This window comes from Agrobacterium vaccinii (genome assembly GCF_021310995.1).
GTDB lineage: Bacteria > Pseudomonadota > Alphaproteobacteria > Rhizobiales > Rhizobiaceae > Agrobacterium > Agrobacterium vaccinii.
On record NZ_CP054152.1, the window covers coordinates 19,460 to 43,644 of the forward strand.

General features: G+C 56.3%; 27 protein-coding genes and 2 pseudogenes. 15 read left to right on the forward strand and 14 right to left on the reverse strand.

Annotated features, from left to right (window positions below):
- Positions 1–218: 218 nt before the first annotated feature.
- Positions 219–404 (forward strand): annotated as a pseudogene (locus HRR99_RS22310) (helix-turn-helix domain-containing protein); the annotation flags it as partial.
- Between the two features lie 83 nt (positions 405–487).
- Here HRR99_RS22310 and HRR99_RS22315 read toward each other — a convergent pair.
- Both HRR99_RS22315 and HRR99_RS22320 read right to left on the reverse strand, forming a co-directional pair.
- A complete protein-coding gene (locus tag HRR99_RS22315) occupies positions 488–955 on the reverse strand; it encodes a M41 family metallopeptidase (protein ID WP_233125075.1) in 468 nt (155 codons plus the stop codon).
- 51 nt (positions 956–1,006) lie between these two features.
- Complete coding sequence (locus HRR99_RS22320) at positions 1,007–1,924, reverse strand: NADP-dependent oxidoreductase (RefSeq protein WP_233125076.1); 918 nt, start codon at positions 1,922–1,924, stop codon at positions 1,007–1,009.
- 90 nt (positions 1,925–2,014) lie between these two features.
- Between HRR99_RS22320 and HRR99_RS22325 the strand changes: the two genes are divergently transcribed.
- Positions 2,015–2,779 (forward strand): AraC family transcriptional regulator, encoded by a 765-nt coding sequence (locus tag HRR99_RS22325; RefSeq protein WP_233125077.1) that lies wholly within the window; start codon positions 2,015–2,017, stop codon positions 2,777–2,779.
- A gap of 173 nt (positions 2,780–2,952) precedes the next feature.
- Positions 2,953–3,333 carry a GFA family protein gene (locus tag HRR99_RS22330; RefSeq protein ID WP_233125078.1) on the forward strand — a complete coding sequence of 127 codons (381 nt, stop codon included), beginning with the start codon at positions 2,953–2,955 and terminating at the stop codon, positions 3,331–3,333.
- A 286-nt stretch (positions 3,334–3,619) separates the two neighbouring features.
- On the opposite strand, the gene HRR99_RS22335 is transcribed toward HRR99_RS22330, so the two are convergent.
- Positions 3,620–3,982 carry a winged helix-turn-helix transcriptional regulator gene (locus tag HRR99_RS22335; protein WP_233125079.1) on the reverse strand — a complete coding sequence of 121 codons (363 nt, stop codon included), beginning with the start codon at positions 3,980–3,982 and terminating at the stop codon, positions 3,620–3,622.
- Between the two features lie 97 nt (positions 3,983–4,079).
- On the opposite strand from HRR99_RS22335, the gene HRR99_RS22340 reads away from it, so the two are divergent.
- Positions 4,080–4,826 carry an SDR family NAD(P)-dependent oxidoreductase gene (locus HRR99_RS22340; protein WP_233125080.1) on the forward strand — a complete coding sequence of 249 codons (747 nt, stop codon included), beginning with the start codon at positions 4,080–4,082 and terminating at the stop codon, positions 4,824–4,826.
- A gap of 185 nt (positions 4,827–5,011) precedes the next feature.
- Here the strand turns inward: HRR99_RS22340 and HRR99_RS22345 are convergent, their stop codons facing one another.
- The 4 genes from HRR99_RS22345 to HRR99_RS22360 form a co-directional block, all read right to left on the reverse strand.
- The gene (locus HRR99_RS22345; RefSeq protein WP_233125081.1) at positions 5,012–5,758 is read right to left on the reverse strand and encodes an SDR family oxidoreductase; all 747 of its coding nucleotides are present in this window, start codon (positions 5,756–5,758) and stop codon (positions 5,012–5,014) included.
- Positions 5,759–5,812: 54 nt separating this feature from the next.
- Positions 5,813–6,247, reverse strand: coding sequence for a MarR family winged helix-turn-helix transcriptional regulator (locus tag HRR99_RS22350; RefSeq protein ID WP_045232626.1), 435 nt, complete (start codon positions 6,245–6,247; stop codon positions 5,813–5,815).
- A gap of 202 nt (positions 6,248–6,449) precedes the next feature.
- Positions 6,450–6,599, reverse strand: coding sequence for a DUF2256 domain-containing protein (locus tag HRR99_RS22355; RefSeq protein WP_233125082.1), 150 nt, complete (start codon positions 6,597–6,599; stop codon positions 6,450–6,452).
- A gap of 54 nt (positions 6,600–6,653) precedes the next feature.
- Complete coding sequence (locus HRR99_RS22360) at positions 6,654–7,028, reverse strand: VOC family protein (RefSeq protein WP_233125083.1); 375 nt, start codon at positions 7,026–7,028, stop codon at positions 6,654–6,656.
- A 166-nt stretch (positions 7,029–7,194) separates the two neighbouring features.
- Between HRR99_RS22360 and HRR99_RS22365 the strand changes: the two genes are divergently transcribed.
- Positions 7,195–7,887, forward strand: coding sequence for an aspartate/glutamate racemase family protein (locus HRR99_RS22365; protein ID WP_233125084.1), 693 nt, complete (start codon positions 7,195–7,197; stop codon positions 7,885–7,887).
- A 15-nt stretch (positions 7,888–7,902) separates the two neighbouring features.
- Here HRR99_RS22365 and HRR99_RS22370 read toward each other — a convergent pair whose 3' ends face one another.
- The 3 genes from HRR99_RS22370 to HRR99_RS22380 are packed head-to-tail and all read right to left on the reverse strand — an operon-like array spanning position 7,903 to position 13,347.
- Positions 7,903–11,166, reverse strand: a complete 3,264-nt coding sequence (locus HRR99_RS22370; RefSeq protein ID WP_233125085.1) for an error-prone DNA polymerase — start codon at positions 11,164–11,166, stop codon at positions 7,903–7,905.
- Complete coding sequence (locus tag HRR99_RS22375) at positions 11,163–12,674, reverse strand: Y-family DNA polymerase (RefSeq protein WP_233125086.1); 1,512 nt, start codon at positions 12,672–12,674, stop codon at positions 11,163–11,165. The genes HRR99_RS22370 and HRR99_RS22375 overlap by 4 nt, the downstream gene beginning before the upstream one ends.
- Positions 12,595–13,347 carry an ImuA family protein gene (locus tag HRR99_RS22380; protein ID WP_233125087.1) on the reverse strand — a complete coding sequence of 251 codons (753 nt, stop codon included), beginning with the start codon at positions 13,345–13,347 and terminating at the stop codon, positions 12,595–12,597. The genes HRR99_RS22375 and HRR99_RS22380 overlap by 80 nt, the downstream gene beginning before the upstream one ends.
- 329 nt (positions 13,348–13,676) lie before the next feature.
- On the opposite strand from HRR99_RS22380, the gene HRR99_RS22385 reads away from it, so the two are divergent.
- The 3 genes from HRR99_RS22385 to HRR99_RS22395 are packed head-to-tail and all read left to right on the forward strand — an operon-like array spanning position 13,677 to position 15,251.
- Entirely contained in the window at positions 13,677–14,453 is a 777-nt protein-coding gene (locus HRR99_RS22385; RefSeq protein ID WP_233125088.1) for an exonuclease domain-containing protein, read from the forward strand.
- The gene (locus tag HRR99_RS22390; RefSeq protein WP_233125089.1) at positions 14,450–14,770 is read left to right on the forward strand and encodes a hypothetical protein; all 321 of its coding nucleotides are present in this window, start codon (positions 14,450–14,452) and stop codon (positions 14,768–14,770) included. Before HRR99_RS22385 ends, HRR99_RS22390 begins: the two co-directional genes overlap by 4 nt.
- A 55-nt stretch (positions 14,771–14,825) precedes the next feature.
- Positions 14,826–15,251, forward strand: coding sequence for a DUF1810 domain-containing protein (locus tag HRR99_RS22395; RefSeq protein WP_233125090.1), 426 nt, complete (start codon positions 14,826–14,828; stop codon positions 15,249–15,251).
- Between the two features lie 130 nt (positions 15,252–15,381).
- Here the strand turns inward: HRR99_RS22395 and HRR99_RS22400 are convergent.
- Positions 15,382–15,789, reverse strand: a pseudogene (locus HRR99_RS22400) (DUF2000 family protein).
- Here HRR99_RS22400 and HRR99_RS22405 point away from each other — a divergent pair.
- The 4 genes from HRR99_RS22405 (at position 15,788) to HRR99_RS22415 (ending at position 18,614) form a co-directional block, all read left to right on the forward strand.
- Positions 15,788–16,684 carry an AraC family transcriptional regulator gene (locus HRR99_RS22405; RefSeq protein WP_233125091.1) on the forward strand — a complete coding sequence of 299 codons (897 nt, stop codon included), beginning with the start codon at positions 15,788–15,790 and terminating at the stop codon, positions 16,682–16,684. The pseudogene HRR99_RS22400 and the gene HRR99_RS22405 overlap by 2 nt on opposite strands.
- A gap of 234 nt (positions 16,685–16,918) precedes the next feature.
- The gene (locus HRR99_RS22410) at positions 16,919–17,551 is read left to right on the forward strand and encodes a hypothetical protein (protein ID WP_113494171.1); all 633 of its coding nucleotides are present in this window, start codon (positions 16,919–16,921) and stop codon (positions 17,549–17,551) included.
- Between the two features lie 296 nt (positions 17,552–17,847).
- The gene (locus HRR99_RS23310) at positions 17,848–18,177 is read left to right on the forward strand and encodes a GCG_CRPN prefix-to-repeats domain-containing protein (RefSeq protein WP_252094042.1); all 330 of its coding nucleotides are present in this window, start codon (positions 17,848–17,850) and stop codon (positions 18,175–18,177) included.
- Positions 18,178–18,320: 143 nt separating this feature from the next.
- On the forward strand, positions 18,321–18,614 hold the full coding sequence (locus HRR99_RS22415) for a PRC-barrel domain-containing protein (protein WP_183896893.1): 294 nt from the start codon (positions 18,321–18,323) through the stop codon (positions 18,612–18,614).
- A gap of 83 nt (positions 18,615–18,697) precedes the next feature.
- On the opposite strand, the gene HRR99_RS22420 is transcribed toward HRR99_RS22415, so the two are convergent.
- Positions 18,698–19,801 (reverse strand): aldo/keto reductase, encoded by a 1,104-nt coding sequence (locus tag HRR99_RS22420; protein ID WP_183896894.1) that lies wholly within the window; start codon positions 19,799–19,801, stop codon positions 18,698–18,700.
- Between the two features lie 98 nt (positions 19,802–19,899).
- Between HRR99_RS22420 and HRR99_RS22425 the strand changes: the two genes are divergently transcribed.
- The 3 genes from HRR99_RS22425 (at position 19,900) to corA (ending at position 22,286) form a co-directional block, all read left to right on the forward strand.
- Positions 19,900–20,790, forward strand: a complete 891-nt coding sequence (locus tag HRR99_RS22425; RefSeq protein WP_113494175.1) for a LysR family transcriptional regulator — start codon at positions 19,900–19,902, stop codon at positions 20,788–20,790.
- Between the two features lie 174 nt (positions 20,791–20,964).
- Positions 20,965–21,201, forward strand: a complete 237-nt coding sequence (locus tag HRR99_RS22430) for a DUF6894 family protein (RefSeq protein WP_183896896.1) — start codon at positions 20,965–20,967, stop codon at positions 21,199–21,201.
- Between the two features lie 119 nt (positions 21,202–21,320).
- Positions 21,321–22,286: a magnesium/cobalt transporter CorA gene (corA, locus tag HRR99_RS22435; RefSeq protein WP_233125092.1), complete on the forward strand. Its 966-nt coding sequence runs from the start codon at positions 21,321–21,323 to the stop codon at positions 22,284–22,286.
- Between the two features lie 45 nt (positions 22,287–22,331).
- On the opposite strand, the gene HRR99_RS22440 is transcribed toward corA, so the two are convergent.
- Together HRR99_RS22440 and HRR99_RS22445 are read right to left on the reverse strand one after the other, a co-directional pair.
- Complete coding sequence (locus tag HRR99_RS22440; protein ID WP_113494177.1) at positions 22,332–23,126, reverse strand: SDR family oxidoreductase; 795 nt, start codon at positions 23,124–23,126, stop codon at positions 22,332–22,334.
- Between the two features lie 186 nt (positions 23,127–23,312).
- Positions 23,313–24,107 carry an alpha/beta hydrolase gene (locus HRR99_RS22445; RefSeq protein ID WP_233125093.1) on the reverse strand — a complete coding sequence of 265 codons (795 nt, stop codon included), beginning with the start codon at positions 24,105–24,107 and terminating at the stop codon, positions 23,313–23,315.
- Between the last annotated feature and the right edge of the window lie 78 nt (positions 24,108–24,185).

Consider the following 24,185-nt stretch of genomic DNA (forward strand, 5'->3'; position numbering starts at 1 on the left):
CGCCCTCTCCTTGCAACCGAAGAGCTGGTTCGGTCGGGGGCTGATCCGCGGTGTCAATGTGGCATGTCTGAATGGCCAAGACGTCTCAATTGGACATTTCTACTTTGCACAGCGGCGGACATTTCAATTCCTCTGCCACATTCTATGTCGCCGGGTATATTCTATTTTCAAGTGCGACATGCCAGTAATTTCAATGGCTTCACTTTGGAGATTTTGGCATGTCCAGATGCTATTCGCAGCTCACCCTCCCCGACCGTCGACGCTTGCATCATCTGATGGCGGCCAAAGTTCCGATCAACGAAATGGCGCGCCAACTTGGTCGTCATCGCTCGACGATCTATCGTGAGATCACGCGCAACACGTTTCGTGATCGCGAACTACCTGATTATAATGGTTACTACACGCACGCGTCCATCGTTGATGCCGTTTTCCTTGACGGTGCGCCGTACAAGCCTCCAGTCCGCCTCCTGCGCAGGTTTATTTTCTGTCATCTTGAAGTCTCCCTCAAAATGGTCCTGACCTCTTCTCCTTCGATGACGGCCTTCTCCACCAGGACGTCGGCGATCCTTTCGATGGCGCTTCGGAAACACGTCACGATTTCCCGGCTGCGCTCCATCTCTCGACCAAGGACACGCTCGACGCGGGCGGCGACGTCAGGATTGTTTCGTCGGAAACGATCGCGTTGCTCGACGGATTTCAAATTGAAATAGCCAAGCCCTTCTCCCATCCCAAGTTGGACTTCCATCCTAGTGGCAAGGTCACTTGCCTTGTGCAGGTCGCAGCCCTCGACATCACCCGCGCCATCGAACGCAGTGCCGAGGATAACCTCTTCTGCCGCTTCACTTATCAAACTGACGCAGAATTGTTCGACAAATCCATCTGAAAGCGGCGCAAGCAGGGTGAAGTTTGATCGATTGAGAGCCATCCAGCCGATCTTACCGGCGTTCGCCTTCAATTTTGTCCTAGCTGTCATTAGTGGAAAGAAAGACCTCAAAAATAAGCGGAACTAGGCTGCTGGAGTGAGAACGATCTTGCCACGGGCGCGACCAGCCTCAGATAGCGTAAGTGCCTGCCTGATCTCTGCCAACTGCAGAACCGTATCGACGTGTGCTACCACCTTGCCAGCCTCGACCAGTTCAGCAATCGACACCAGGTTACGCGCGCTCGGAACGGTGAAAGATCGCTTTACGCTAACACCATAGCGCTCTGCTTCGTCGTTGGGGAAGGCTACGACGGTGACCATGAAACCGGCCTTCTTGAGGGTTTTGAAAGCACGCTGAAATGTCTCGCCTCCCATTGTGTCGAAGACGATGTCGACTTCGCTTGCCGCGTCTTCAAAGGGTTGGGTTGTGTAGTCGATGAACTCGTCGGCACCCAGAGCACGAACGAATTCTTCGTTGCGACCCGACGCTACCGCTGTGACATGCGCCCCGCAGGCCTTGGCGAACTGAACGGCAAGAGAACCGACGCCGCCCGAACTGTTCGTGATGAGGAGACGTTGTCCGGCACAAAGTCTTGCTTCATCGAAAAGTGCCTGCCACGCAGTGGAGCCTGCTAGTGGAAGGGCCGCTGCGTGGATAACGTCGATATTATGAGGAGTACGCACGACATTGGTTGCTTTAGCAACCGCATAGTCTGCAAAAGCACCGGTGTGGACCATGCCGAAGATGGTCTCACCCTGCTGAAAGTTATCGACACCAGCACCAATCTTCTCGATTGTGCCGACAAGTTCGCCTCCGAGGTGAATCGGCAGGGTCATCCCCATGCGCTGGCCCATACCACCGCGAATTTTCCAGTCAACCGGGTTCACACCTGCCGCGTGAACCTTCACCAAGACCTCGCCGACCCCCGGCTCTGGCCGATCGACCTCAGCGATCTCCACCACATCATTAGACCCGTACTCCCGGACAACAACAGCTCTCATAATTACGTCACCTAAATATTGACCTGCTCTTTCATATACATGTAGTTTCTCGATGTGATGCCAATCCGCATCGCGGACAGGCCACTCCATATGCACCCACTTTTCAATATCCACCGCATGAGCAAACCGCGCGGTTCAGCCTTGCAGTTACATAGTCATGATGAGGCGCAACTCACCTATGCTGCGTCTGGTATGATTCAGCTTCATACAGACGAAGGTGTCTGGCTTGTGCCTCCTCAGCTTGCGGCATGGATTCCGGCAGGGGTTCCCCATCGCCTGGATATCATAACGGATGCTGAGCTTTGGATGGTGCAGTGGCAACCATCTGCAATCGCAACCTGGGCTCCTTCCAATTTCCCGGATCGCGCCTTCGCATCGAAGGTTACACCGTTACTGCACTCCCTGCTTGCCGCAGCCGTCGAACACGATGCATCGTTGATTAAAGCAGAACTTGTGTTGAGGCTGATACTGCTTGAATTGAGCGCAGTGTCAGGAGCGCCGACCTACCTTCCAATGCCCAGCAATCCTGTCGCAAAGCGCGTGGCTGAGATCGCTCTTGGCGATCATCGCAATCGCTTGGACGTGAGCGAGTTGGCATCGCGAGCCGCAACCTCGGTTCGGACAGCAAGCCGCCTGTTCCCGATGGAGACGGGAATGACGCTCAAAGCCTGGAGGCAGCGGGCTCGGATTGTAAAAGCCATGGAGCAGCTTGCCCTAGGCAAGTCAATCGCCGACGTTGCGAGCGACGCAGGCTTCTCAAGCACTGCCGCGTTTTCCTGCGCGTTCAGGCAGGTAACCGCTACAACACCCGGCGCTTTCATAGGCGAGCCTCTACATCAAAATCGCTTGGTGTAGATGTCAATGTCCGCTTTATTGGGCGCGTTCCGCCACGGCGCCATTCACTACCAACCGGAACTTTCGCCTGTTAGGGTCAGCGGCCTCGACGGAATGACTTCCGTGATTCCTTTTGCGTTCCAACCTATGGAATCCTCGGCGTCGATTCAGCAGCCAGGTCTAAGGAAATTCATATGCATAAAGGAGCATGCCTATGTGGCGCAGTGGCCTTTGAGATTGAAGGTGAGTTACATGCGCCGGATGCGTGCCATTGCATGAAGTGTCGGAAACAGTCTGGCCATTTCTTCGCTTCTACCGACGTGCCCAGGGATCAGATCACAATCTCGGGAGAGGGAAGCATCACTTGGTATCATTCCTCAGAAAAGGTGAGACGAGGTTTCTGCTCAACATGCGGGTCGTCACTGTTCTGGGACCCTCCTCATCGCGATTGGATAGGTGTCGCCATGGGTGCGCTGGACAGCCCCACTCAAACCAAACTGAAAATGCACATCTTTGTCGCGGACAAAGGCGACTACTATGAGCTCACAGACAGCCTACCCAAAAATCAACAATAGATAGCGTCGTTCAATCGCACGGTCAGACTTTTCGGACAGTCTGCCCGATTAAAGCGACACTTCGTTTCAGCCAGAGGAAAGGTTATCGTGGCCGTTTCGCAGTGACGGCTCGCCTGCATGAAGCTCTATTTTCTAAGCGGTATGTCCGCTTCATGACTCTTGCAAAAGGGAACGCCGTTCTCCTTGCGGCCCATTTCCAGCCGTCAACATCGAAGCAGTTCATGTCTGCGTTTGAGGCAAAGCGCAAGGTGCCTGTTGGCCCGAGGCGGTCGTTTAGCCGAAGGTATCAAGCGATCTTCAAAGCCACAGGTTCTCGTCGTGACATCACTTTCTCAACCTCCGACATGTGTTGCGTTCCCCAAGCACAAAGAGGCTTCAGCGCCTCAGCTAGCGTTTCGCCGAATGGAGTGAGCGAATATTCGACTTTTGGAGGGATCTTCTTGAAGTCGCGCCGATCAACAATCCCGTCGGCCTCTAGCTCTTTGAGCTGCTGAATGAGCATCTTGTCACTGACGTTGCCAATTGCACGCCTGAGGTCACCATAACGTCGAGCTTCGTAAGCTAGGTGAAAAAGGATCAGCGGCTTCCATTTCCCGCCAATGACAGCGAGTGAGACGTCGAGCCCGCAGACAAAATTGGACGTGGCCATTCAGGATGCTCCTCATACTTACCAAAAGGTGCATACTATTAATTAGGAAAGCGGATGTCTATGTTGAGCTCACATGACATCATGAAAGGAGATTTCGATGGGCAGACTTGAAGGCAAAATAGCTGTCATCACTGGCGGGAACAGCGGGATCGGTCTAGCGACAGCGAAACGGTTCGTTGCAGAAGGGGCCGAGATCTTTATCACCGGCCGCCGCCAAGAGGAACTTGACAAAGCGGTTGAAGCGATTGGCGCTGGGGTAACGGCCGTACAGGGCGACGTGTCGCGGCTGGACGACCTAGGCCGTGTGTTCGATTTGGTGCGGGAAAAGAGCGGGCGGATAGACATCCTCTTCGCCAATGCGGGTGTAGGCTTGTTTGCACCCCTTGGTGCAATTGACGAGGCTTCGTTCGATCAGACATTCAGCATCAACGTTAAAGGGACCTTGTTCACAGTGCAGAAAGCATTGCCGCTGATGCAGGCGGGTGGTTCAATCATCCTCACCGGATCGACAACCGGCTCAATGGGAACTGCAGCGTTCAGCGTCTACAGCGCGACGAAGGCAGCGATACGCAACTTTGCCCGTAGCTGGGCCTTGGATCTCAAGGGGTCAGGTATCCGGGTTAACGTACTGTCTCCCGGTGCCACAGAGACGCCGGGTCTAAAGGGTCTTGTAATACCTGCAGAGGAGGCTGCGTTGCTTGAAGGACTTGCAGCGCAGATTCCACTCGAGCGGGTCGCAAACCCTGACGAGATCGCGGCTGTAGCACTGTTCCTTGCTTCGGAGGACAGTAGCTTCATGACCGGCAGCGAAGTCTTTGCTGACGGTGGCGCCGCGCAGGTCTGAACAAGTGCCTGCCCAGAGCATCATTGCCTTGGGCCTTGCTGAAACGAAAACCAGCTCGTCACACAGCTTCTCTTAAAGTCGCTACGCCCGCTGGTGGTGCGAAGTTGCCAAGGCAGCACTTGGCTCGAATGAGACAACGGGATGCGGAGCCGGTCGGCCCGCATCCCATCATCGCTGAATGCGTATCACCAACTCTTTTGCACAAGTTCGCCTGATGGAGCGCAAGCGTAGAAACCTGCTGTGGGTCCATATGCGTGGGTCGTCGCTAGAGCGAATGCAGGACGTGCACCATCTTCAGGTGAGTGCCCCGGCCCGTTGCCTGTCATATCTGTCGATGTCAGACCGGGGTCCACCGCGTTGACTTTGATCCCTTGCCGATCCAGCTCCTTGGCAAGCTTGACGGTCAACATGTTCAGCGCAGTCTTGGAGGCACAGTATCCGCCGAAGCTGACCGTCCATGTTTCGCTCCGCATGTCCAAAGCATCCGTCAACGAACTTAGGCCGCTGCTCATCATTACGATCCGCGCCGCCTTCGAATTGCGCAACAACGGCAAAAAGGCTTGAGTGACGCGCATCACCCCGAATACGTTGGTGTTGAACATCCGCTGCATCTCGTCAATTGACTCCTCGGCAAGCGAGGGAGGCGGACCAAACATGAGCCCGGCGTTGTTGACCAATACGTCGAGATGCCCCACTGCACTCTTGACGGTTTTGGCGGCGTTGGAAACGCTCTCATCGTCCGTGACATCGAGTTGCACTGCACGGGCGTCAACGCCGTTTCCTCGCAGTTCGCAAGCTGCCATCTCGCCCCGTGACATGTCTCGGCATCCCAGCCAGACTGTGTGTCCGGCTGCGCCAAGCTGCCGCGCAACGGCGAGGCCAATACCCTTGTTTGCTCCCGTAATGAGCGCAATGGGCGATGTGTGGGTCATGATGACGTCCCTGATCATTTCGATGTCAGATACATACTACGAAATTCGTAATATTCAACCTTCGTATTTTGCAATTTGTTGGGTAAGCCTCAGAAATTCGGTTTGGTCGACGGAATCGAGGGCCTGCAGCATCGCTTTGCAGGATGCTCGATATCCATCGATATAGCCTGCAACGGCTTGCTGCCCCTCGTTCGTGATCGTCAGAGCCACCGACCTGCGGTTCGCCTCTGGCCGCTGCCGTTCAATCATGTCCCGACGGACCAGCCGGTCAGCCGAAGACGACATTGTCGTCAGAGCGACCTGAAGGTGCCGGGCAACATCCCCGAGGTTACACTCGGGATGCTCATCGATAAAAAGAAGCGCCTGAATATCGAGGGGGTTGAGCGAGTTTTGCATAACGGCCGCTGCCTCCGCGACCTTGAAACGACGGGTAAAGCGCTCAAAGGCGGTAGCGAGTTTTTCTATTTGTTCGGGCGTAGGTTCTGTCATTCCTGATATTAAGCATTTCTGCTCCGAGGACGTAAGCTATATACCCTGGAATAAGCATTTCTTGAATTAAGGCGAGGGCCGCTTGTGGGGCAATCCACCGTGAACGTTTAAGTTTCAGAGCGTACTATGGCGCTTGTTCAATGTGCGAGGAAAACAGCGTGCAGCATTGCCAGCCGGATTGTTGCTCCCCTTCCCGCCGTCGTTAAGTTAGCCGTTTCGTCTCTCGACAACGTTGCGAACAAAACTTGACGCTATCCCAGTTCTTCTCCCATTTCTTTCGCCATGAAAACGGTCGTCCGCAAACCGGGCAAATCTTTGAAGGCAGGTTTGATTTATCGCGACGCTTCGGCATCCGTTTTCCAGAAAGTTTCCACTGATGACAAAAACCATAGAGGTTATGGCCAACTCAAGCTGACGGTAGCGTGCGTGCGGTCAACTTGTGTCCGTCTGGATCACGGAGATAGGCCACAAAAGAGCCGTTCGGACGTTCAGATGGTGGGGTCTCGATCGATTTCCCGCCGTGGCTGGTCCCTGCGTCGTGCCAGGCTTTCACATGCTCTTGACTCGGAGCGACGAGCCCGATCGTCGCGCCATTGGCGACCGTCGCTGGCTTCCCATCGATGGGCGTCGTGACCATAAGACGGCTGCTGTTATGGATGTAAATAAGTCTGCCTCGATCATCGATCGTGCCGGGCTTGCCTCCTAGAGCAATGAAGGTAGCATCGTAAAAGGCTTTCGACTGGTCGAGGTGGTTGCTGCCGATCATCACGTGGGTAAACATTGGTCGTCTCCTGCCACCGGTTGCTTCCTGATATGGCCGAAGTTTAACAGCAAAGGTATCTCAAGTCTCGAAGCCACAATGCCGGAAGAAGCCGAATCGACTACACTACAATTTGGGTAAAAACCTAACGGAATTAGTTCGCGACATTTGGCGCAACGGGATCAGAATGAAGACGATCGGGATACTCGGCGGCATGTCCGCTGCCTCCACGCAAATTTATTATCGCGAGCTCTGCAGGATGACTCGAGAACGTCTCGGAGGGCTTCACTCGCCCGAATTGCTCATCCGTTCGCTTGATTTCGCGACGATAGAGACCCTCCAGGCATCTGGAAGCTGGGAAGACGCGGGCGACATTCTTAACCGCGAGGCGAAAGCCTTGGAGCGTGGCGGTGCCGATTTCATCATTCTCGCGACAAACACGATGCACAAGCTTTCGGATGCGATGATGCAGGGCGTTTCTATTCCATTGCTGCACATTGCAGACGCGACCGCCGCGCGCATCAAGAAGCAGGATTTGCGAACGCCGGGCCTCATGGCAACTGCATTCACAATGAAACAGTCCTTCTACCTAGACCGACTGAAAGCAGCGGGTCTTTCTCATCTCGTCCCGGATTCTCCGGACCGAGCCGAAACCCACCGCATCATTTATGAAGAGCTTTGTCGGGATATCGTCACAGAGGAAAGCAGGACAGCCTACCGAGGAATTGCTGCGCGTCTTGTCGAGCGCGGCGCGGACTGTCTGATTCTTGGCTGTACCGAAGTCGGGATGTTGCTCAATCAAGACGTCGTGTCCGTACCCGTTTTCGATACCACGTTGATTCACTGTGATGCAGCGCTCACGCTCGCATTAGGTGAATAGCTCCCGCCCCCCTAACTATTGAAAATTGCGACTTTTCACCTTCAGCGTATCGATGTGCAAATCCCCCACGAAAATATCCCGCGCCTCAGGCACCGGTTTCTGTCGATCGCGAGAATCTCCACCACCCGCCGAGCCGTGAGCGAACTCGTCACCGCGTCCGGATGGTGCTTTAAATATGACATCCATGTCAGCCAGACCGGAGAGGTCCGCAGACAGGTCGAATAGTTGCTGGGCGACCAGATGCACGACCTCCCCTTCACGCTGGATTCGTCCGTTGATGGCCATCATGCTCGATCCGAGTACCACCCGACGCCGCTTCTCAAAGAGACTCGGCCAGACGACAACGTTCGCCGGACCTGTCTCGTCCTCGATCGTGATGAACATCACCCCTTTCGCGCTCCCCGGCTTTTGCCGCACCAGAACAAGACCTGCGGTGTAGACCCATCGACCGTCGCGGGCGGACATCGCGTCTTCGCACGTCACCATGCTGCGCTTGGTCAAGCTCTCCCGTAGGAATGCCATTGGATGTTCGCGCAGTGTCAGGCCGACGTGTCCGTAGTCCGCAACAACGTTATGGCCTTCGGTCATCTGCCGGAGCTCGACTTCAGGCTCCGACTGTTCGGCGATCGATTTCTGCTCGCGGTCTGCAGCGGCGGCAAACAGCGGCAGTGGCTCGTCGCGCAGCGCTTTGATCGCCCAAAGCGCATCGCGCCGTTCAAGCTGAAGCGATGGCCGGAAGGCGTCGGCCTCTGCGAGTTCTACGAGAGATGCTGCCGGAACACCGGATCGTCGCCACATATCATCGACGGAACTAAACCGATCGTTCATTCGCGCGGCAACGATTCGAGCCGCATCCGACGCTGCCAAGCCCTTCACCATCCGCATCCCCAGGCGCACGGCGTGGCGATCAGTGTTTCCAATTGGCTCCAGCGTGCAGTCCCAGCGGGATCGGTTGATGCAGACGGGCCCGATCTCGACGCCGTGCGCGCGGGCGTCGCCGACGATCTGGGCCGCGGCATAAAAACCCATGGGCTGGGAATTCAGGAGCGCCGCGCAGAACACATCCGGGAAATGGCACTTGATGTAATTCGAAGCATAGGCGATCAGCGCAAAAGAGGCAGCATGGGATTCCGGAAAACCGTAGGACCCAAAGCCTTCGAGCTGCGAAAATGTCTTCTCAGCAAACTCGGCTGTATAGCCGTTTCGCACCATGCCGGAGACCAGCTTCTCCTTGAACCTGCTGACACCGCCTGTAAATTTAAACGTCGCCATCGACTTGCGTAACTGATCAGCCTCTCCCCCGGTGAACCCAGCACAGACCATCGCGACCCGCATCGCGCTTTCCTGAAACAGCGGCACGCCCAGTGTTTTGCCCAGCACGGCTTCCAGTTCCGGCGTCGGATATTCGACCTTTTCCTTGCCTTCGCGGCGGCGAAGATAGGGATGCACCATATCGCCCTGAATAGGACCAGGACGCACAATCGCCACCTGGACGACCAGATCGTAAAATGTCCGAGGCTTCAGGCGTGGCAACATAGCCATTTGCGCTCTGGATTCAATCTGGAATGTTCCCAACGTGTCGGCTTTGCGGATCATCGCATATGTAGCTGGATCCTCTTGAGTGATTTTTGCGAGATCCAGATCGTCGTCCTTATGCTCACGGATCAGGTCGAATGCTTTGGACATGCAGGTCAGCATGCCCAGCGCCAGAACGTCGACCTTCATGAACTTGAGCGCCTCCACATCATCCTTGTCCCATTCGATGATCTGTCGGTCTTCCATCGTGGCAGGTTCGATCGGAACAAGGTCATCGAGGCGGTCGTGGGTCAGCACGAAGCCGCCGGGGTGCTGGCCCAAATGACGTGGTGCGCCCATCAGTTGCTGTGCGAGCTGCAGCGTCAGTTTCAGCCTGCGGTCATCGGGATTGAGGTTCAATTCCTTCACATTGCGATCACTGACTTCTTCCGACCAGGACCACATGCCCGAAGACAATTCCTTGATCACATCCTCAGGCAGGCCAAGCACCTTGCCGACGTCGCGAATGGCGCCCTTGGCACGGTAACGGCTGACTGTCGCACACAGGGCTGCCTTCTCGCGGGTATAGGTCTTGTAAATCCACTGAATGACCTCTTCGCGTCGCTCATGTTCGAAATCAACATCAATATCCGGCGGTTCGTCGCGCTCTTGGCTGATGAAGCGTTCGAACAAAAGGTCATTTGTGGAAGGGTCGATGCTGGTGACGCCGAGAATATAACAAACGGCAGAGTTCGCAGCCGATCCGCGCCCCTGGCAGAGGATTCCCTGCGAGCGCGCGAACTGAACGATGGAAAACACCGTCAGAAAATACGGCGCATATTTCATCGCCTTGATAAGATCAAGTTCGTGCCGGACCGTCGCCAGAACGTCTGGCGGCATTCCTTCCGGGTATCGGTCCGGCACGCACTCCCAGACATAATGTTCGAGAGACTGTTGCGCGTCTTTACCCGGAACGATCGCCTCCTCGGGATACTGATAGGTCAATTCCTCAAGCGAGAACTTGCACTGATCGACAATCTCCATGGTTCGCCATAGTGCTTCGGGATAGCGCGGAAACAGGCGTTCCATTTCCTCTGGCGGCTTGAGATATCTGTCGGCATGACGTTCGCGCTCGAAGCCGACGTCGTCGATGGTCGATTTGGTGCGAATGCAAGTGACGATGTCCTGAAGCTGCCGCCGTCCCGGCTCATGGAAAAGAACGTCGTTGGTGACGACAGTTTTGACCTTGTGGCGCATAGCCATGTTGGAAATCTCATGAAGCCGTAACTGGTCATTAGGCCGGCGGCGCAGGCAAAGGGAAACATAGGCGCGACTGCCAAACACCTCCGCCATCTTCCTGAGATGCAAGGCGCATGTGTCGTCGGCGAGATCGGGTATGAGGATGCCGATCATGCCATCGGCGTAGGTCATCACATCGTCCCAATGGAGGATGCAGTTGTTCTTGCCGCCGCGCCCCTTGCCGAGCGTGATCAGCCGGGTCAAACGCGAATAGGCGGCGCGGTCCGTCGGATAGACCAGGATCGACATCCCATCCTGTAGGTCAAGCCGGCAGCCGATGACGAGACGAAGGCCGGTGGCACGCGACGCTTCAAGTGCCCGGATAATACCAGCCAATGAATTGCGATCCACGACACCTATGGCATCGATGCCGAGGCTTTTCGCCGTCTCGAACAGTTCGGTCGCGCTGCTCGCACCGCGCAGGAACGAGAAATGGGTGGTGACCTGAAGCTCGGCATATCTCATGCGAATATTCCCTGGACGAACCATTTGTGCGACCCGGTTTCGCTATCTACGCCGTCGCCAGCCCGGAAAACCCAAAGGCGTTCGCCCGCTTCGTCCTCGATGATAAAGTAGTCCCGGACTGCGGCCCACTCGGATGTTCGCTGCCACCACTCGCCGAATATTCGTTCGGGACCATCGGCGCGTTTCACCTTGCGGCGTTTGCCACGCCATGTGACGGAAACGGGAGGATGGTCGGGCATCAATGCGATGACCTCGACCAGTTCAGGGTGAGCGAGCAGTCGTACCGGACGCGGCCAGTGATGCGGCCAGGCGGCGATAACGTCATCTGCAACAGGTGCAATCCTCTGAACGCTGCGCTCGGGAACATCGGAGGCAACGGGTGCGAGACGATAGACGCGCTGACCACGATTGCCGAAGATGTCGATGAGCGGAGTGATGTCCGCGATCTCATCTTCGACAAGCGACGACGCCTTCTGTGTTTCCTCAAGCGGCTCAACCATGATCGCCGCAAGGGTAAGCTTCTCGATCCCGAAGCCAGGATCGATCTTCTCGGTCATGTCGCGAAACAGTTTCGTCAACCAGGAGACATCGCGGGCGGCCTTTGCCGTTCCTGCCCGCAGCGCCTGGGTTGTGTTGTCGACCTTGTGGACGATAAGATCGACACGGCGAACACCCAGACCCTTTTTCTGGAGCTGGCTGCAAAGTTCGATGACCAGACGACCGACATATTTGTCGATCGTTTCGGCTGCCCCGATCGGCTCCTGGAAAATGCGGCTGACTTCGATCAGTTCGGGCGTGCGGATGGGGTCGATGGGTTCGCCGATGCGCCCGAAAATCTGGTCAAGGCGGCGGGCAATTTCCGGGCCGAAGCGCAGTGTCAGCGGTGCCCGCGGCGTCGCAGAAAGCTCACCGATGGTTCGAAAGCCGAGCGTTCTCAGATCACCGATGATCTTTTCGGGCAGACGCAGCAGGGAGATCGGCAGCCGCTCGACCGCTTTGACGGTTTCGCCGCGCGGCACGATCACTGTCTCTCTGGTGATGGCACGTGCGCAAGCATGAGCGGCACCCCATGTGTCGGCAATGGCAACACGGGCCGTCAGCCCCCTGCCCCGAAAGCGATTGGCAATCCCCGTCAACATGGCAAGCTCTCCGCCCCGGAGATGGTCGGCACCATCTGTGTCCATGACGATGCCATCAGGCGCATCGACCGCGACGATCGGAGAATACTGGCTCAATGCCCAGAAGGTGATGCGCTCCAGTGCATCGGCGTCTGCTTTAGGATCGGCATCGATCATCATCAGCCCTTGAAACAACGCTTGTGCCTTTGCTGCCTGCATCCCGACACGCAGACCTGCCTTTTTAGCTGGAGCATCTGCCGCCGACACCCAGCGTTTCGATCCGGATTTTGCGATCACGGCGATGGCCTGTTCAGCCGGAATGCCGGGATCGGCGCGACGAATGCGATCCGTCGACAGATCCGGAAGGTAGATCGATACGACCCTGGTCATCACACGCTCCAACGATAAATTCGGCACATTCTCCAGCACGCGACCGCATCAGTTCCAGCAACCATCTTGCCCGCCCGATACCCGGCACGGGTAACTCCTGCGACGGCAGCACACTTACCCTCCATCGGGTGGTCGACGCCGTCGGCTGCCCAAAATCATTGGCTTCCGTCTGTCGTCGCCACCTGCGTACAACAAGCGCCAGGCTTCCCTTCTTTTCCGCCGCAAGCTGAAGCCGCCGGCTCGCCAACATCGGCAGTCGCACGACCTCGCCGACGACAGCGCCGAGCCCACCGAAGGACAGCGCCTCCTCCATAGAGGCGAGCACATCCTCCTCGCGATCGCTTTCCACGAAGATCACCCGGTTAGCGTTGAGACCTGCTTGCGCGAGTGCAGGAAAGAACAAATCTGGCCGTGTCAGACACCAGACGATCTTGCCTTTGGTGCGGGCGGCAACGCCTGCCACGAACAGGGCCGCGGCTGCCCCATCGACGGTTCCGGTGCCCCCTCCTGCAAATTCATGAAGAGCGCCTCTGGCGAGACCGCCTCCCGGCAGCACCGCGTCGATTGCGCTTACCCCGAACGGCAGACACTCAGCTTGCTTGGCCACGACGCCTTCCAACGAGGCGATGCGATCACGCAGATCCGCTATGACATGCTCGCGCGCAGCAGCCATCGTTCACGCAATCCTTCCGGTTCGTGTCGTTTATGGGAACGGCTTCATGCCGTTTTCAATGTTGAAGTTCACGTTCTGTTCCTGCGCTCAACAGGAGTCAAGAGGCGCTAAATTAGGAATGCAGTCCTCTATTTTTAGCAACTCAAGAGATTCGCAAATTGAATCAGTGAGTAAGATTTGGAACGGTGCTGGGTGACGCGTACAAAATAAATTTCAGGAGAGCCTGATCAATCCCTCAGCTTCGGCTGTCAATGCATGCAAGCTCCGCTGTCCGCAGGCCTCATATTCAGGAACCATCCTATGCCGATCGCGCTTACCAATGCTGAAGCTTGAAGAAAGGTAGCACCGAAGTGGTCGAAGCCAGGGTACGCGTCATCGATCTCGAAACAGGCGGTAATGGCCCGAACGACGTTTGCGAGATCGGCTGGCAGGATGTCGTCATCGATCACGTTGGAAAGTGGCAGGTCACTGAAGAGCGCGGGGCGCGGTTCGTCAACCCTGGCCGTCCCATCTCACCCGACACGATGGCGATTCATCATATCCTGGATGCCCAAGTCGCGGATGCTCCTTTCTGGAAGGAAATAGCATCAACCGTTCTCCGTCCACCCGGCCGTATCGACGCCTTGGCAGCTCATCGAGCCGCTTTCGAGCAACGATATTGCACACCGCGGTTTACAGGCGGAACGCCTTGGATCTGCACATGGAAATGCGCGCTGCGTGTCTGGCCACAACTTCCGCGGTTTTCCAACCAGATGCTGCGTTATCAACGAATGCCCGACGGACTGGTGCATGAAATCGGCCTCCCCGCGCATAGGGCAATGCCCGACGCCTACGTTACGGCTCATCACCTCCGCGACATGTTGAACCAAGCATCGCTTGAGGATTGCATGGCATGGAGCACCGAACCGGGACTTCTACCGCGTGTGCCTGCCGGACCGGATCGAGGAAAACCCTGGGATCGCATCAGCCTCGAAACACTCAACGCGTTTATCGCAGATCGGGATGTGGACGTGCGCTTCAGCGCACAGACAGAACTGGCTCGGCGGATTGAGGACAAGCCGTCTCAGGATGAGAAACCGGCACAAGGGATGCTTGGATTCGAATGAGCAAGACGTATCCGGACACGCCCGATGGTCGTTACTTCGTCGTAAAAGGAAGGCTGTGGCGTCGCAGCAGTCCTAAACTCGATGAGGAAACCCGTACGGCACTGGTCAAGGATTTGATGGCGGCACGCCGGGCAGTTCGCGATGCATCGGCAGGCTCACCAGCGATGATCGAAGCTCGAGAGAAAGTGGATGCAGCCAAAGTTGCCCTTGGAGAACGCGGTCCGGTCTGGTGGGATGACGGGGCGCCTGACTTCAATCGCCATCTCGCCAGGAACACGCCCTACGCTACATGGTTTGCACAGTTGGAAATGGAATGAGATGTGATGGCACCTAGAAGACAAAAATCTAACCCGCTGAGCGAAGGACACAGGGATGGAATTTGATCTGGCGCGGTTCATCAAAGCACAACAAGACACGTACGCAAAAGCCTTGCAGGAGTTGAGTGACGGACAGAAGAGGTCTCACTGGATGTGGTTCATCTTTCCGCAAATTCACGGACTTGGTCGATCGGAAACTGCCCGCTTTTACGCGATCTCTGGACGTTCTGAAGCCGAAGCCTACCTAAAACATCCTGTGTTGGGCGCCCGTTTGGAGGAGTGCACGCGCGCCATGCTCAGCCATCCCAGCCTCAGTGCACACGACATTCTTGGCTCTCCCGATGACCTTAAGTTTCGTTCCAGCATGACGTTATTTGGCATCGCCGCCCAGAGTGGTTCGTCGTTCGAGACTGCCCTTCACGTTTTTTACGGAAGTAAGGGCGATCAAGCCACGCTTGCAGCGTTGAAGAACCATATGTGATCAGACGCTTACCGACTTTTGCAAAAGTCCCGACTGAAGTTAATTAAACCAAGATTCGGCCCCGTGAAAGTGCTTTCGCAGACGGCTATATTCGACGGCGTCGCGGTGCCCAAAACTGAATTCCGATACGTTAAGGATGCATTTTTGCTCCCTTTACGATCTTATCGACCACCTTCTTTTCGGCTCTAAGTGCCAGTCCTACCAGTTTCGAATTGTCTGGGCCGAACTGGGAAAACACCTCCCTGTTGGCAGCGTCGTGCCCTGTTGAAAACATCTCCTCGATCTAAGCCGAGGCTGTGACGTCGCGGTCGAGAGCCCGCCTATGGATCGTGCGCAGCGTCTCCTGATCTGCTGCAAGAACCACGATCGGCTGGATCGTCATGGGATTGTAGACATTCCCAGCCGCATCCCGGTATGGTTTGCCGATAATGGCTGGTGTCTGGGCAACGATGCCACTTGTCAGGAAAGCGGTGACATTCAGCCTCTGCCAGGTTGCGAGGTCATCGCGGATAACGATTGCGATCTTGGTGTCGAACATGCGGTTGAACTCCGTCCGGGGTACTGAAGAAAAGGAAGACCTAGCTCCGAGCGAGGCGGGCGGTCTTGAACGTTCGTGCAAAGTCGGATTTGCCGACGGTATGCGTGTCGCCGCGCCCTCACACGGTGTCGAGCGGATGGAAGCCCGGTTTCATGGCAACGCATTTTCGCCGCATCGGCACGACACCTACGCGTTAGGGCTGACGCTCCACGGCGTACAGACCTTCCGCTATCGCGGCACCGAGCGTTTCAGCAGCCCCGGAAACGTGATCGTGCTGCATCCCGACGAGCTGCATGATGGTGCTGCAGGTACCGAGGATGGGTTGATCTATCGGATGATCTACCTGCCTCCCGACCTGATTGGCGCAGTCGATGGTTACAGTCACGCCCTTCCATTCGTTCCCGATCCGGTCGTTGCCGACATCGGACTCTGGCAGGCACTGGCGGAGATTCTTGCCGATCTGAGCGAAGAACCGAGCGACCTGATTATGGACGACGTTGTGATGCGGCTGGCAGAAGGTCTTTCCCGCCAAGCAGGTGCACTGCCCAAAAGCATCGCCGCGCCGGCACGGTCGGCTGTTCTTCGTGCTCGCGACTTTATCGAAGGGCATTGCAGCGATGTCGTGCGCTCTGAAGCGCTAGAGGTTGCATCTGGACTGGACCGTTACGAATTGGCCCGCCAGTTTCGCCGATTGCTAGGTACCAGCCCGCATAGATACCTCATCATGCGCAAACTTGAATTGGCGAAACGGTCTATTGTTAATGGCAACGGATTGGCGCAGTCGGCAGCAGATGCGGGTTTTGCTGACCAGGCACATTTTACCCGCCATTTCCGCAAAGCCTTCGGTATGACACCGGGTCACTGGGTGGCAATGCGTTCTGCAAGCTCTGGCTAAGTTTGATTGTATTCGAACTGCCATCGGACACGAACAAGCTTGATAAAGGGGCGGTCGTGGGCGAATACGATCCGCCCGCTTATGCATCATGCTGCATCGATTACGGGAAGCCTTGCTGAACATCCTGATGGAGAGTTTCGGTAAGAAGGAGGGATAAGAAAGATCGGTTGCAGTTCCTCTTCTGCTGTCAACAGGCTCGTTGACTTGGAAGCGCTGAACCACCATTTGTGTGACATGCCGAAGCGTGAAAAAGATGAGATCGAACTGATCAGGACATGGACCCTGCCAGCCACGGTAACAATGGGGTCGGCCGTTCGGGCGAACGGCGTTCTTCAGGAAATACAAGCAAGGCTGCCAGCGATCTCTAAAAAGTCGATCTCGCTGGAAGGCGTCGATCTCACACTGGCGATGGCGGCTAACGAAAAGACCGCATTCAACGCGGCAGCGGCTATCGTCGCGAAAGTGGTGGCGGAAGCCGGAGCAATGCCGGTCATCCCGCGAGAAATCGAGGACATCCTTACGATCAAGACTAGCGAGCGACATCGTTGGCTTGCAGACGGTCGTCTGCCGAGCGCCGGTACGAGGACCGTCAGACTGAACGGACGCGCTCGTCAGATTACGTTCCATGTGTTCGACCCCAAGGTGGTGGAGGATCTTCTCGACAGAGGAGCCGCGGAAGAATGGCGTGTGGAGGATGCCGAGGCGAAAGCCGAAAAGCGGCAGCGGGCTACGTATCAGGCGAAGTTGACGCGGTCGCTCAAGAAAGAGGCTGCAAAAAAGTCTATGACGTCGGAAGACGGCGCCAAGGATTCGGCCCCCAAGCTTGGCGGCTGGGAAGAGTTCGACGTTGACGGACTGCTTCGCTAGATCTGTTCATAGCTCAATACCGCGTCAGTCAGTTGGGCTTAAGCATCCTGAACGTACGCGAACCTTTCAAACTTACCGACAGATGCCAGGCTGTAGAACACTGGCGTAGAATACCCCGAAAATAGGCACCAGTTTCACCTCCCTGGCGATGTCTGGTTCGGAATATGGTCCAGTCGCGCTTTGGCCGCATTCGGAAATCGCTCACCTGACAACGCCACGAAAACGTCAAAGTTCATTCAGGCATGGTTCACGGTGCAGGTCGCTAAATCACATCACCCTCAACGGAGTGACGAGAGATGCGCAAGATAATTTTCAGCGCGGGAATAATTCTAGGTAGTCTGCTTGCCAACGTCGCCAACGCGATGCCGTCAGTTCATCCATCGGTTCCCTTGGCCTCAGACGTTCAGAAGGTCGACTACGCTTGCGGACGCGGCTTCCACCTTTCCCCACGTGGCTATTGCCGACCAAACGGCCCTCCACGCGAGTATCGCGATCGGTGGGATAGACGTGACCGCTGGGAAGCCAGACGCGAATGGCGCGATAGACGCGAATGGCGAGAACGCCGCGATTACTATGACCAACGGGAATGGCGTGGGCGACATGAGTATCGCGACTACAGATGGTAATGCCGGATCCTCTCGCGAATATAAACACATTCCGTGAGAGCGTCAGAAGAGCCGTTCGTCAGGGGTCAGTTAAAGCTTTTCCCAATTAAGGAACCAGAGGCGCGTGATGCCGTTACGTGATCATCCAGCAAGGAGGAAAACCAATGGATCATACGAATCACGTTCGCCTATCGCCGACAGAGCTGACCCCAGAAATTCTGGAAGGTGCAACCGTATATGGCGCAGATGACCATAAGGTTGGAAAGGTTGATCACGTGCATGGCGGAACAGGCGGCCAAGTCATTATCGACGTCGGCGGGTTCCTCGGAATTGGCGCAAAGCCGGTAGCGGTCTCCCTCAGCGACCTCGATTTCATGCGAGATGAGGACGGCGATGTTCATGCCGTCACTTCCTGGACGAAAGACCAATTGAAAGACATGCCGGAACATCATCACTGATGTAGCCAGGGCCCGGTCGCAAAGACCGGGCCCTAAATCTAACTCCCTCCGAATATCAGAAGATTACAAGACGCCGTACCTGCTTAGCTCGCTCCCCATCCACGCACCTGCTGTCCACCAAAGACCATTTCAGTCGGCATCTGAAAAATAAAATAGGGATTGAGCACGGGCAGCGCCGTCGCTTTTTCCAGCCGTTGCATATGTTCATCCTTCAGCACAATGTCGAGCGAGGCGATGTTTTGGGTGAGTTGCTCTATCCGGCTGGCGCCGATCAGCACTGAGGAGACGCCAGGGCGTTTCGCTACCCAGGCAAGCGCCACTTCCGCAGGCGAACGACCAACCTCTGACGCCACAGTCTTCAGAACATCGACGATATCAAAGTTACGGTTTGTGAACAGCATGCCGCCGAACGGATTGTCACCGTTAAGGCGTCCATCGCTTTCACCTTCGGTAACAGGACCGGCTCGGTCCGGCAGGCCGGGCGCACGGCTGGCTTCGCTGATTTTTTCGCGACCGTATTTTCCCGTCAGCAGCCCAGCCGCAAGTGGGCTCCATGGCACCATACCCAAACCGAACTCGGCACCTGCCGGAAGAAGGTCCAGCTCTACGCCACGATCGATCAGCGAATAGGCGTATTGCAAACCGATTGGCTTGGGTAGGCCGTGCGCTTCCGCAAGCGTTGCTACCTTTGCGACATACCAGGCAGGTGTGTTGGAAAAACCGTAATGCAGGATTTTGCCAGCACGGATCGCATCGGTCAGCGTCTGAAGAACCTCTTCTGCTGGCGTCGTGCGGTCCCACACATGCATCCAGTACATGTCGATGTAATCGGTTTTCAGCCGCTTCAACGAGCCTTCCACACCCATGCGGATGTTCTTGGCACCGTTGCCACCCCATAAGGGCGTGCCCTGCCCGCGTGGAAAGCCGGATTTGGTGGCAATGACCAACCGATCACGCGTGCCGCTGTCCGATACAAATGTGCCAAGCATCTCCTCGCTTTGGCCAGCGGAATAGACATCCGCCGTGTCGATGAAATTGCCACCGGCTTCGACATAGGCATTAAAAAGCGCGCGCGAGGTTTCGTCTCCGGCACCCCAGCGTTCCGCACCGAAGGTCATGGTGCCAAGCGCCAGCGGGCTGACGATCAGGCCGGATTTGCCGAGTGTGCGGTAACTGGTGAGATCCATCGGTGTTCTCCATCGTTGTTGTGCAACAGGATGTAACGACAAGCGTCCCACAGAATAAGCCATTGATAGCAGCATGAACTTGTGAGCACAGTGCATGAATGGAACGAAACGAACTCAATGATCTCCTGGCCTTCGCGGCGGTGGCGCGCGAGCGCAGCTTTACCCGCGCCGCCGCCATTCTCGGCATGTCACCCTCTGCGCTGAGCCATGCGATGCGCGGGCTGGAGGAGCGGCTGGGCGTCCGGCTTTTGTCGCGCACGACGCGCAGTGTCGCGCCGACCGAACCGGGCGAGAGGCTGCTGCAATCGCTCAATCCGGCGCTCGCCAATATTGAAAGCGGGCTGGAAGCGCTGGCGGAGTGGCGCGACAATCCTTCCGGTACGGTCAGGATAACCACCTTCGCCTATGCGGCACGAATGGTGCTTCTGCCGAAACTGCCAGCCTTCTTGCTGGCCAATCCGGATGTCCGGGTGGAGGTCAATATCGATGATGGCCTGACGGATATCGTCACAGCCGGTTTCGATGCGGGCATTCGACTGGGAGAAGCCGTCGCCAAGGACATGGTCGCTGTGAAGCTTGGGCCGGATTTAAGGACGGTGGTGGTGGGAACGCCATCCTATTTCAAACGCTATCCTCCGCCGTTGACCCCCTATGACCTGGAACGCCACGCCTGTATCGGATACCGGCTGACGACCTCAGGCGGACTACTGCCCTGGGAATTCGAGAAGGACGGCAAGGAGATCAATATCCGCACCAGCGGCCCTTTGGTCGCCAATGATGGCGATCTGCCGGCGGCTGCCGTTCGTGCAGGTGCGGGACTGGGTTATATCATGGAGCATGACGTCGCTGAGGAGATCGCTGCGGGGACCCTCGTCCAGGTCTTGAAGGACTGGTGTCCCAGCTACCCCGGATTTTACCTGTACCATCCCAGTCGCAGGCAATCGCCATCAGCCTTGAGGGCACTCATCGCTTCACTCAAGGTCGGATGAAGCTTGCATATTTGCTCATTGTATAAACGAATGACCGCCAGCTCGAACCGTTCAAACTTTTTACATATCGGCACGCCGACAGTCTGCGCCCGAAGACTATGTAGGGTCTGGAACAATGTGGTCTCTCGGTCCGTTGCTCACCGTTAATGTACGGGAAAAAAATCGGAATTCGAAATGCCAAGGTACTTCTTCCACGTCAGGGAAGCAGACACCCTTTCCATCGATTTTGAAGGCGCGGTGCTTTCAGGTGACGATCAGGCCATAAGAGAAGCGCTTCAGGCAGCGAGGGAAACACTTGCCGAAAAAATAATATTCGGAGACATCATCAGCCACACCAGCTTTGAGGTCGTTCGCGCCGATGGTCACCTGATCGCCGTCATACCCGTCTCGTCAGTCTTGAGGTTTCAGTAGGAAATAGCTTAAATCCTCGGCTGAACGGCTCTCTTCGCTACCTCCCGGTCGGCTTGGCGTGTATTCGTTCCTTGAAGTCAAATATCTTCCCTCCAGTCCTCGAAGCATATCGGACAAAGATGACAATCGTCGCATCCTATCTCTATCGCAACGGTAAACGCGCTGATGTAGTCGAACTCTCTTCGCAGCCCTTCGACGCGAACGCCAACGAGATCGTATGGATCGGGCTGACCGATCCAACAGTCGAGGAAATGGCATCTCTAAAGACGATGTTTGGGCTCCATTCCTTGTCTGTCGACGACGCGCTGAATGGCAAGCAGGTGCCGAAGGTCGATATTTATGGCGACCAGCTATTCGTCGTCGCCAAGACCGCGTATCTCGAAAACGACAGGATCGCCTATGGCGAGACCTGTATCTTTGTCGGTCAAAACCATGTCATCACCGTGCGGCATGGGTCGGCACGATCACACCAGAAACTGCGCGAACAACTGGAGCAGGCACCGCAGCTTCTCTCGCATGGTCCCGATTACGTTCTCCACGGCATTCTCGATTTCATCATCGATGGTTATCTCCCCTTGGTCGAAACGATAGAAGACCGGGTTCTGGAGATCGAAAAGCACGTTCTCGTTTCCTTCCTTGAGCCGGAGCAGATCCGCAGGATCTTCCGAATGCGTCGGCAGGTCATCAAATTCCAGAGGGTGATGGGCCCGATGGCTGAAGTTGCCAGCAAGCTCGCCCACCTTGAATTGCCCTGCGTCGACAACAACGCCAGGCCGTTCTTCAAGGACGTCCACGATCATGTTCGGCGTGTCGAAAACATGGTGATCGGGTTGCGTGATATCGTGACATCCGTATTCGAGGCAGCTAATCTTCTGGAGCAACAGCGGCAAGGCGCAATTACGCGACAGCTCGCCGCATGGGCAGCGATCCTGGCAGTGCCGACGGCAATCGCTGGGATTTACGGCATGAACTTTGAGAACATGCCCGAGTTGAAGTCGCAATACGGGTATTACGTCGTTCTGGCTGTCATTCTCGTTCTCTGCGGCATTCTGTATTACCGCTTCAAACGAGCACGGTGGCTATAGTCCAGTTGGCCTGCAACCGGCCGACAGTCAGGCGCTGTCACTTTTTTAGCTCCCCGGCGCCGCGGCTGATCCGGCAAGAATGCCGCCATCAATGGTCAATTCGGCTCCAGTCATATAGGCGGCTTCGTCGGAAGCCAGCAACACAGCCAGCGCAGCGACTTCTTCCGGCCTACCAAAACGGCGCATTGGTGTGTCCCTGACCAAAGCGGCCTCGCGGTCCTTGCGATCCGGGCCTGTGCCTAGCATCGGCTCCCACATCGGGGTCATCACCGCAGCCGGGTGGATCGAGTTACAGCGGATGTTCAGATTTTGACTAGCGCAATAGAGAGCGACGCTCTTGGTGTGGTTGCGAACTGCCGCTTTGGATGAGGCATAGGCCGCAGCCATCGGGATTCCAACCAAGCCCGAGCGGGACGAGATATTGATGATTGAACCCGCACCATTTTCCCGCATGGCCCTGATGGCATAACGGCAACCGAGGAAAGTCCCATCCAAATTCACAGCATGAACGGCACGCCAATCGGAAAGTTCAGCGTTTTCCGGATCATGAGCAGGCGGAAGGCTGTCGACTGGTGCCTCGAACCCAGTAATCCCGGCATTGTTGACAATCACGTCAATCCTCGGGAACTGACGGGCAATCTCCATCCAATCGTTTTCCGAGGAAACATCAAGTCGGACGAACGTCGCTCCGATTGCCTTTGCTAGATCCCGGCCACCTTCCACGTCGATGTCAGTGACAATGACATTTGCCGCTTCGTCAGCGAAAGCGTGTGAGATAGCGGCGCCGATGCCGCGCGCAGCCCCGGTTACGAGTGCGGTTTTCCCCTCGAGTCTGGGCATAAGTAAATCCTCAAAGTATGAATGGCAATTCGAGATGCGCGATGTTCTAAGCTGCGACATCAATGGTGCTGGTCCAGACTATAGGTCAGCATTGTTCATGGTCTTACACTCCTGTTGGCCCAACTTGTCGACCCGCGCCTGAATAACCAGTTAAGAAATGGAGGTTGAACGTACATCGCCATACCGCTATTTGAAGCCTTCGCGAAGGAAGATGACGGCATCCCTTGCCTCCTCCGACGATATTGTGTGACCGACCCCAGGATAGATTTTGGACGTCACCGTGAAGCCTGCCGATCGCAGTTGGCCAGACGCGACAGTTGTCGCCGACGGCGGAATTGTCTTATCCTCTGCACCATGCATCATCAGAATATCTGTTCGTGCTGAAGATGACGTCGGCGGCAGAGCCAACAGACCTGCAAAGGTGACGAGAGCGCCGACCTTCCAACGACCCGATGCCACTCCATCCAGCGCCATGATGGCGCCTTGCGAGACCCCGATGAAGGCCACCCGGTCCAGCGCGTCTTCGAACCCCTCACGTTTGACGATCTCAGAGACCACCCTGTCGAACGCTCGACGCGCGGCGTCTATCCGCTCGGGGCGCATGATCTGGTCGTCGACTGCAAACCATTGACGACCACCTGACTTGTGCGCAAACGGCGCGTCTGGCGCAACAAATACTGTGTCCGGCAGCGTCGCCTGCCAGGAGTTCCCGAGCGCTTCCATCACCGACCCTCGTCCTCGGATGCCGTGGAACAGGATCACGAGATGATCCGCACGCGTTCCTACTCGAGAAGCGGTCGATTTGGAGGCGCTTTCCGCCTGTACCATCTGCAAGAGTTTGGCAGCAGGGTCGACCTTAGGCGACACCACTTGGGGTCCTGTTTCCGCAGCCATCACAGCACCTGGACTTGCGGCGACATAGATTGCGCCAATAAATATGACGAATAGAGAGAAGACAGCGGCGAGATTTGAGGGCGTCATGGGACTTTCCTGTTGCATCCCCTCAACTTTCACCCGGAACGTTCGTTCCGGTCCACAGCTACGCCGCCACTGACAATC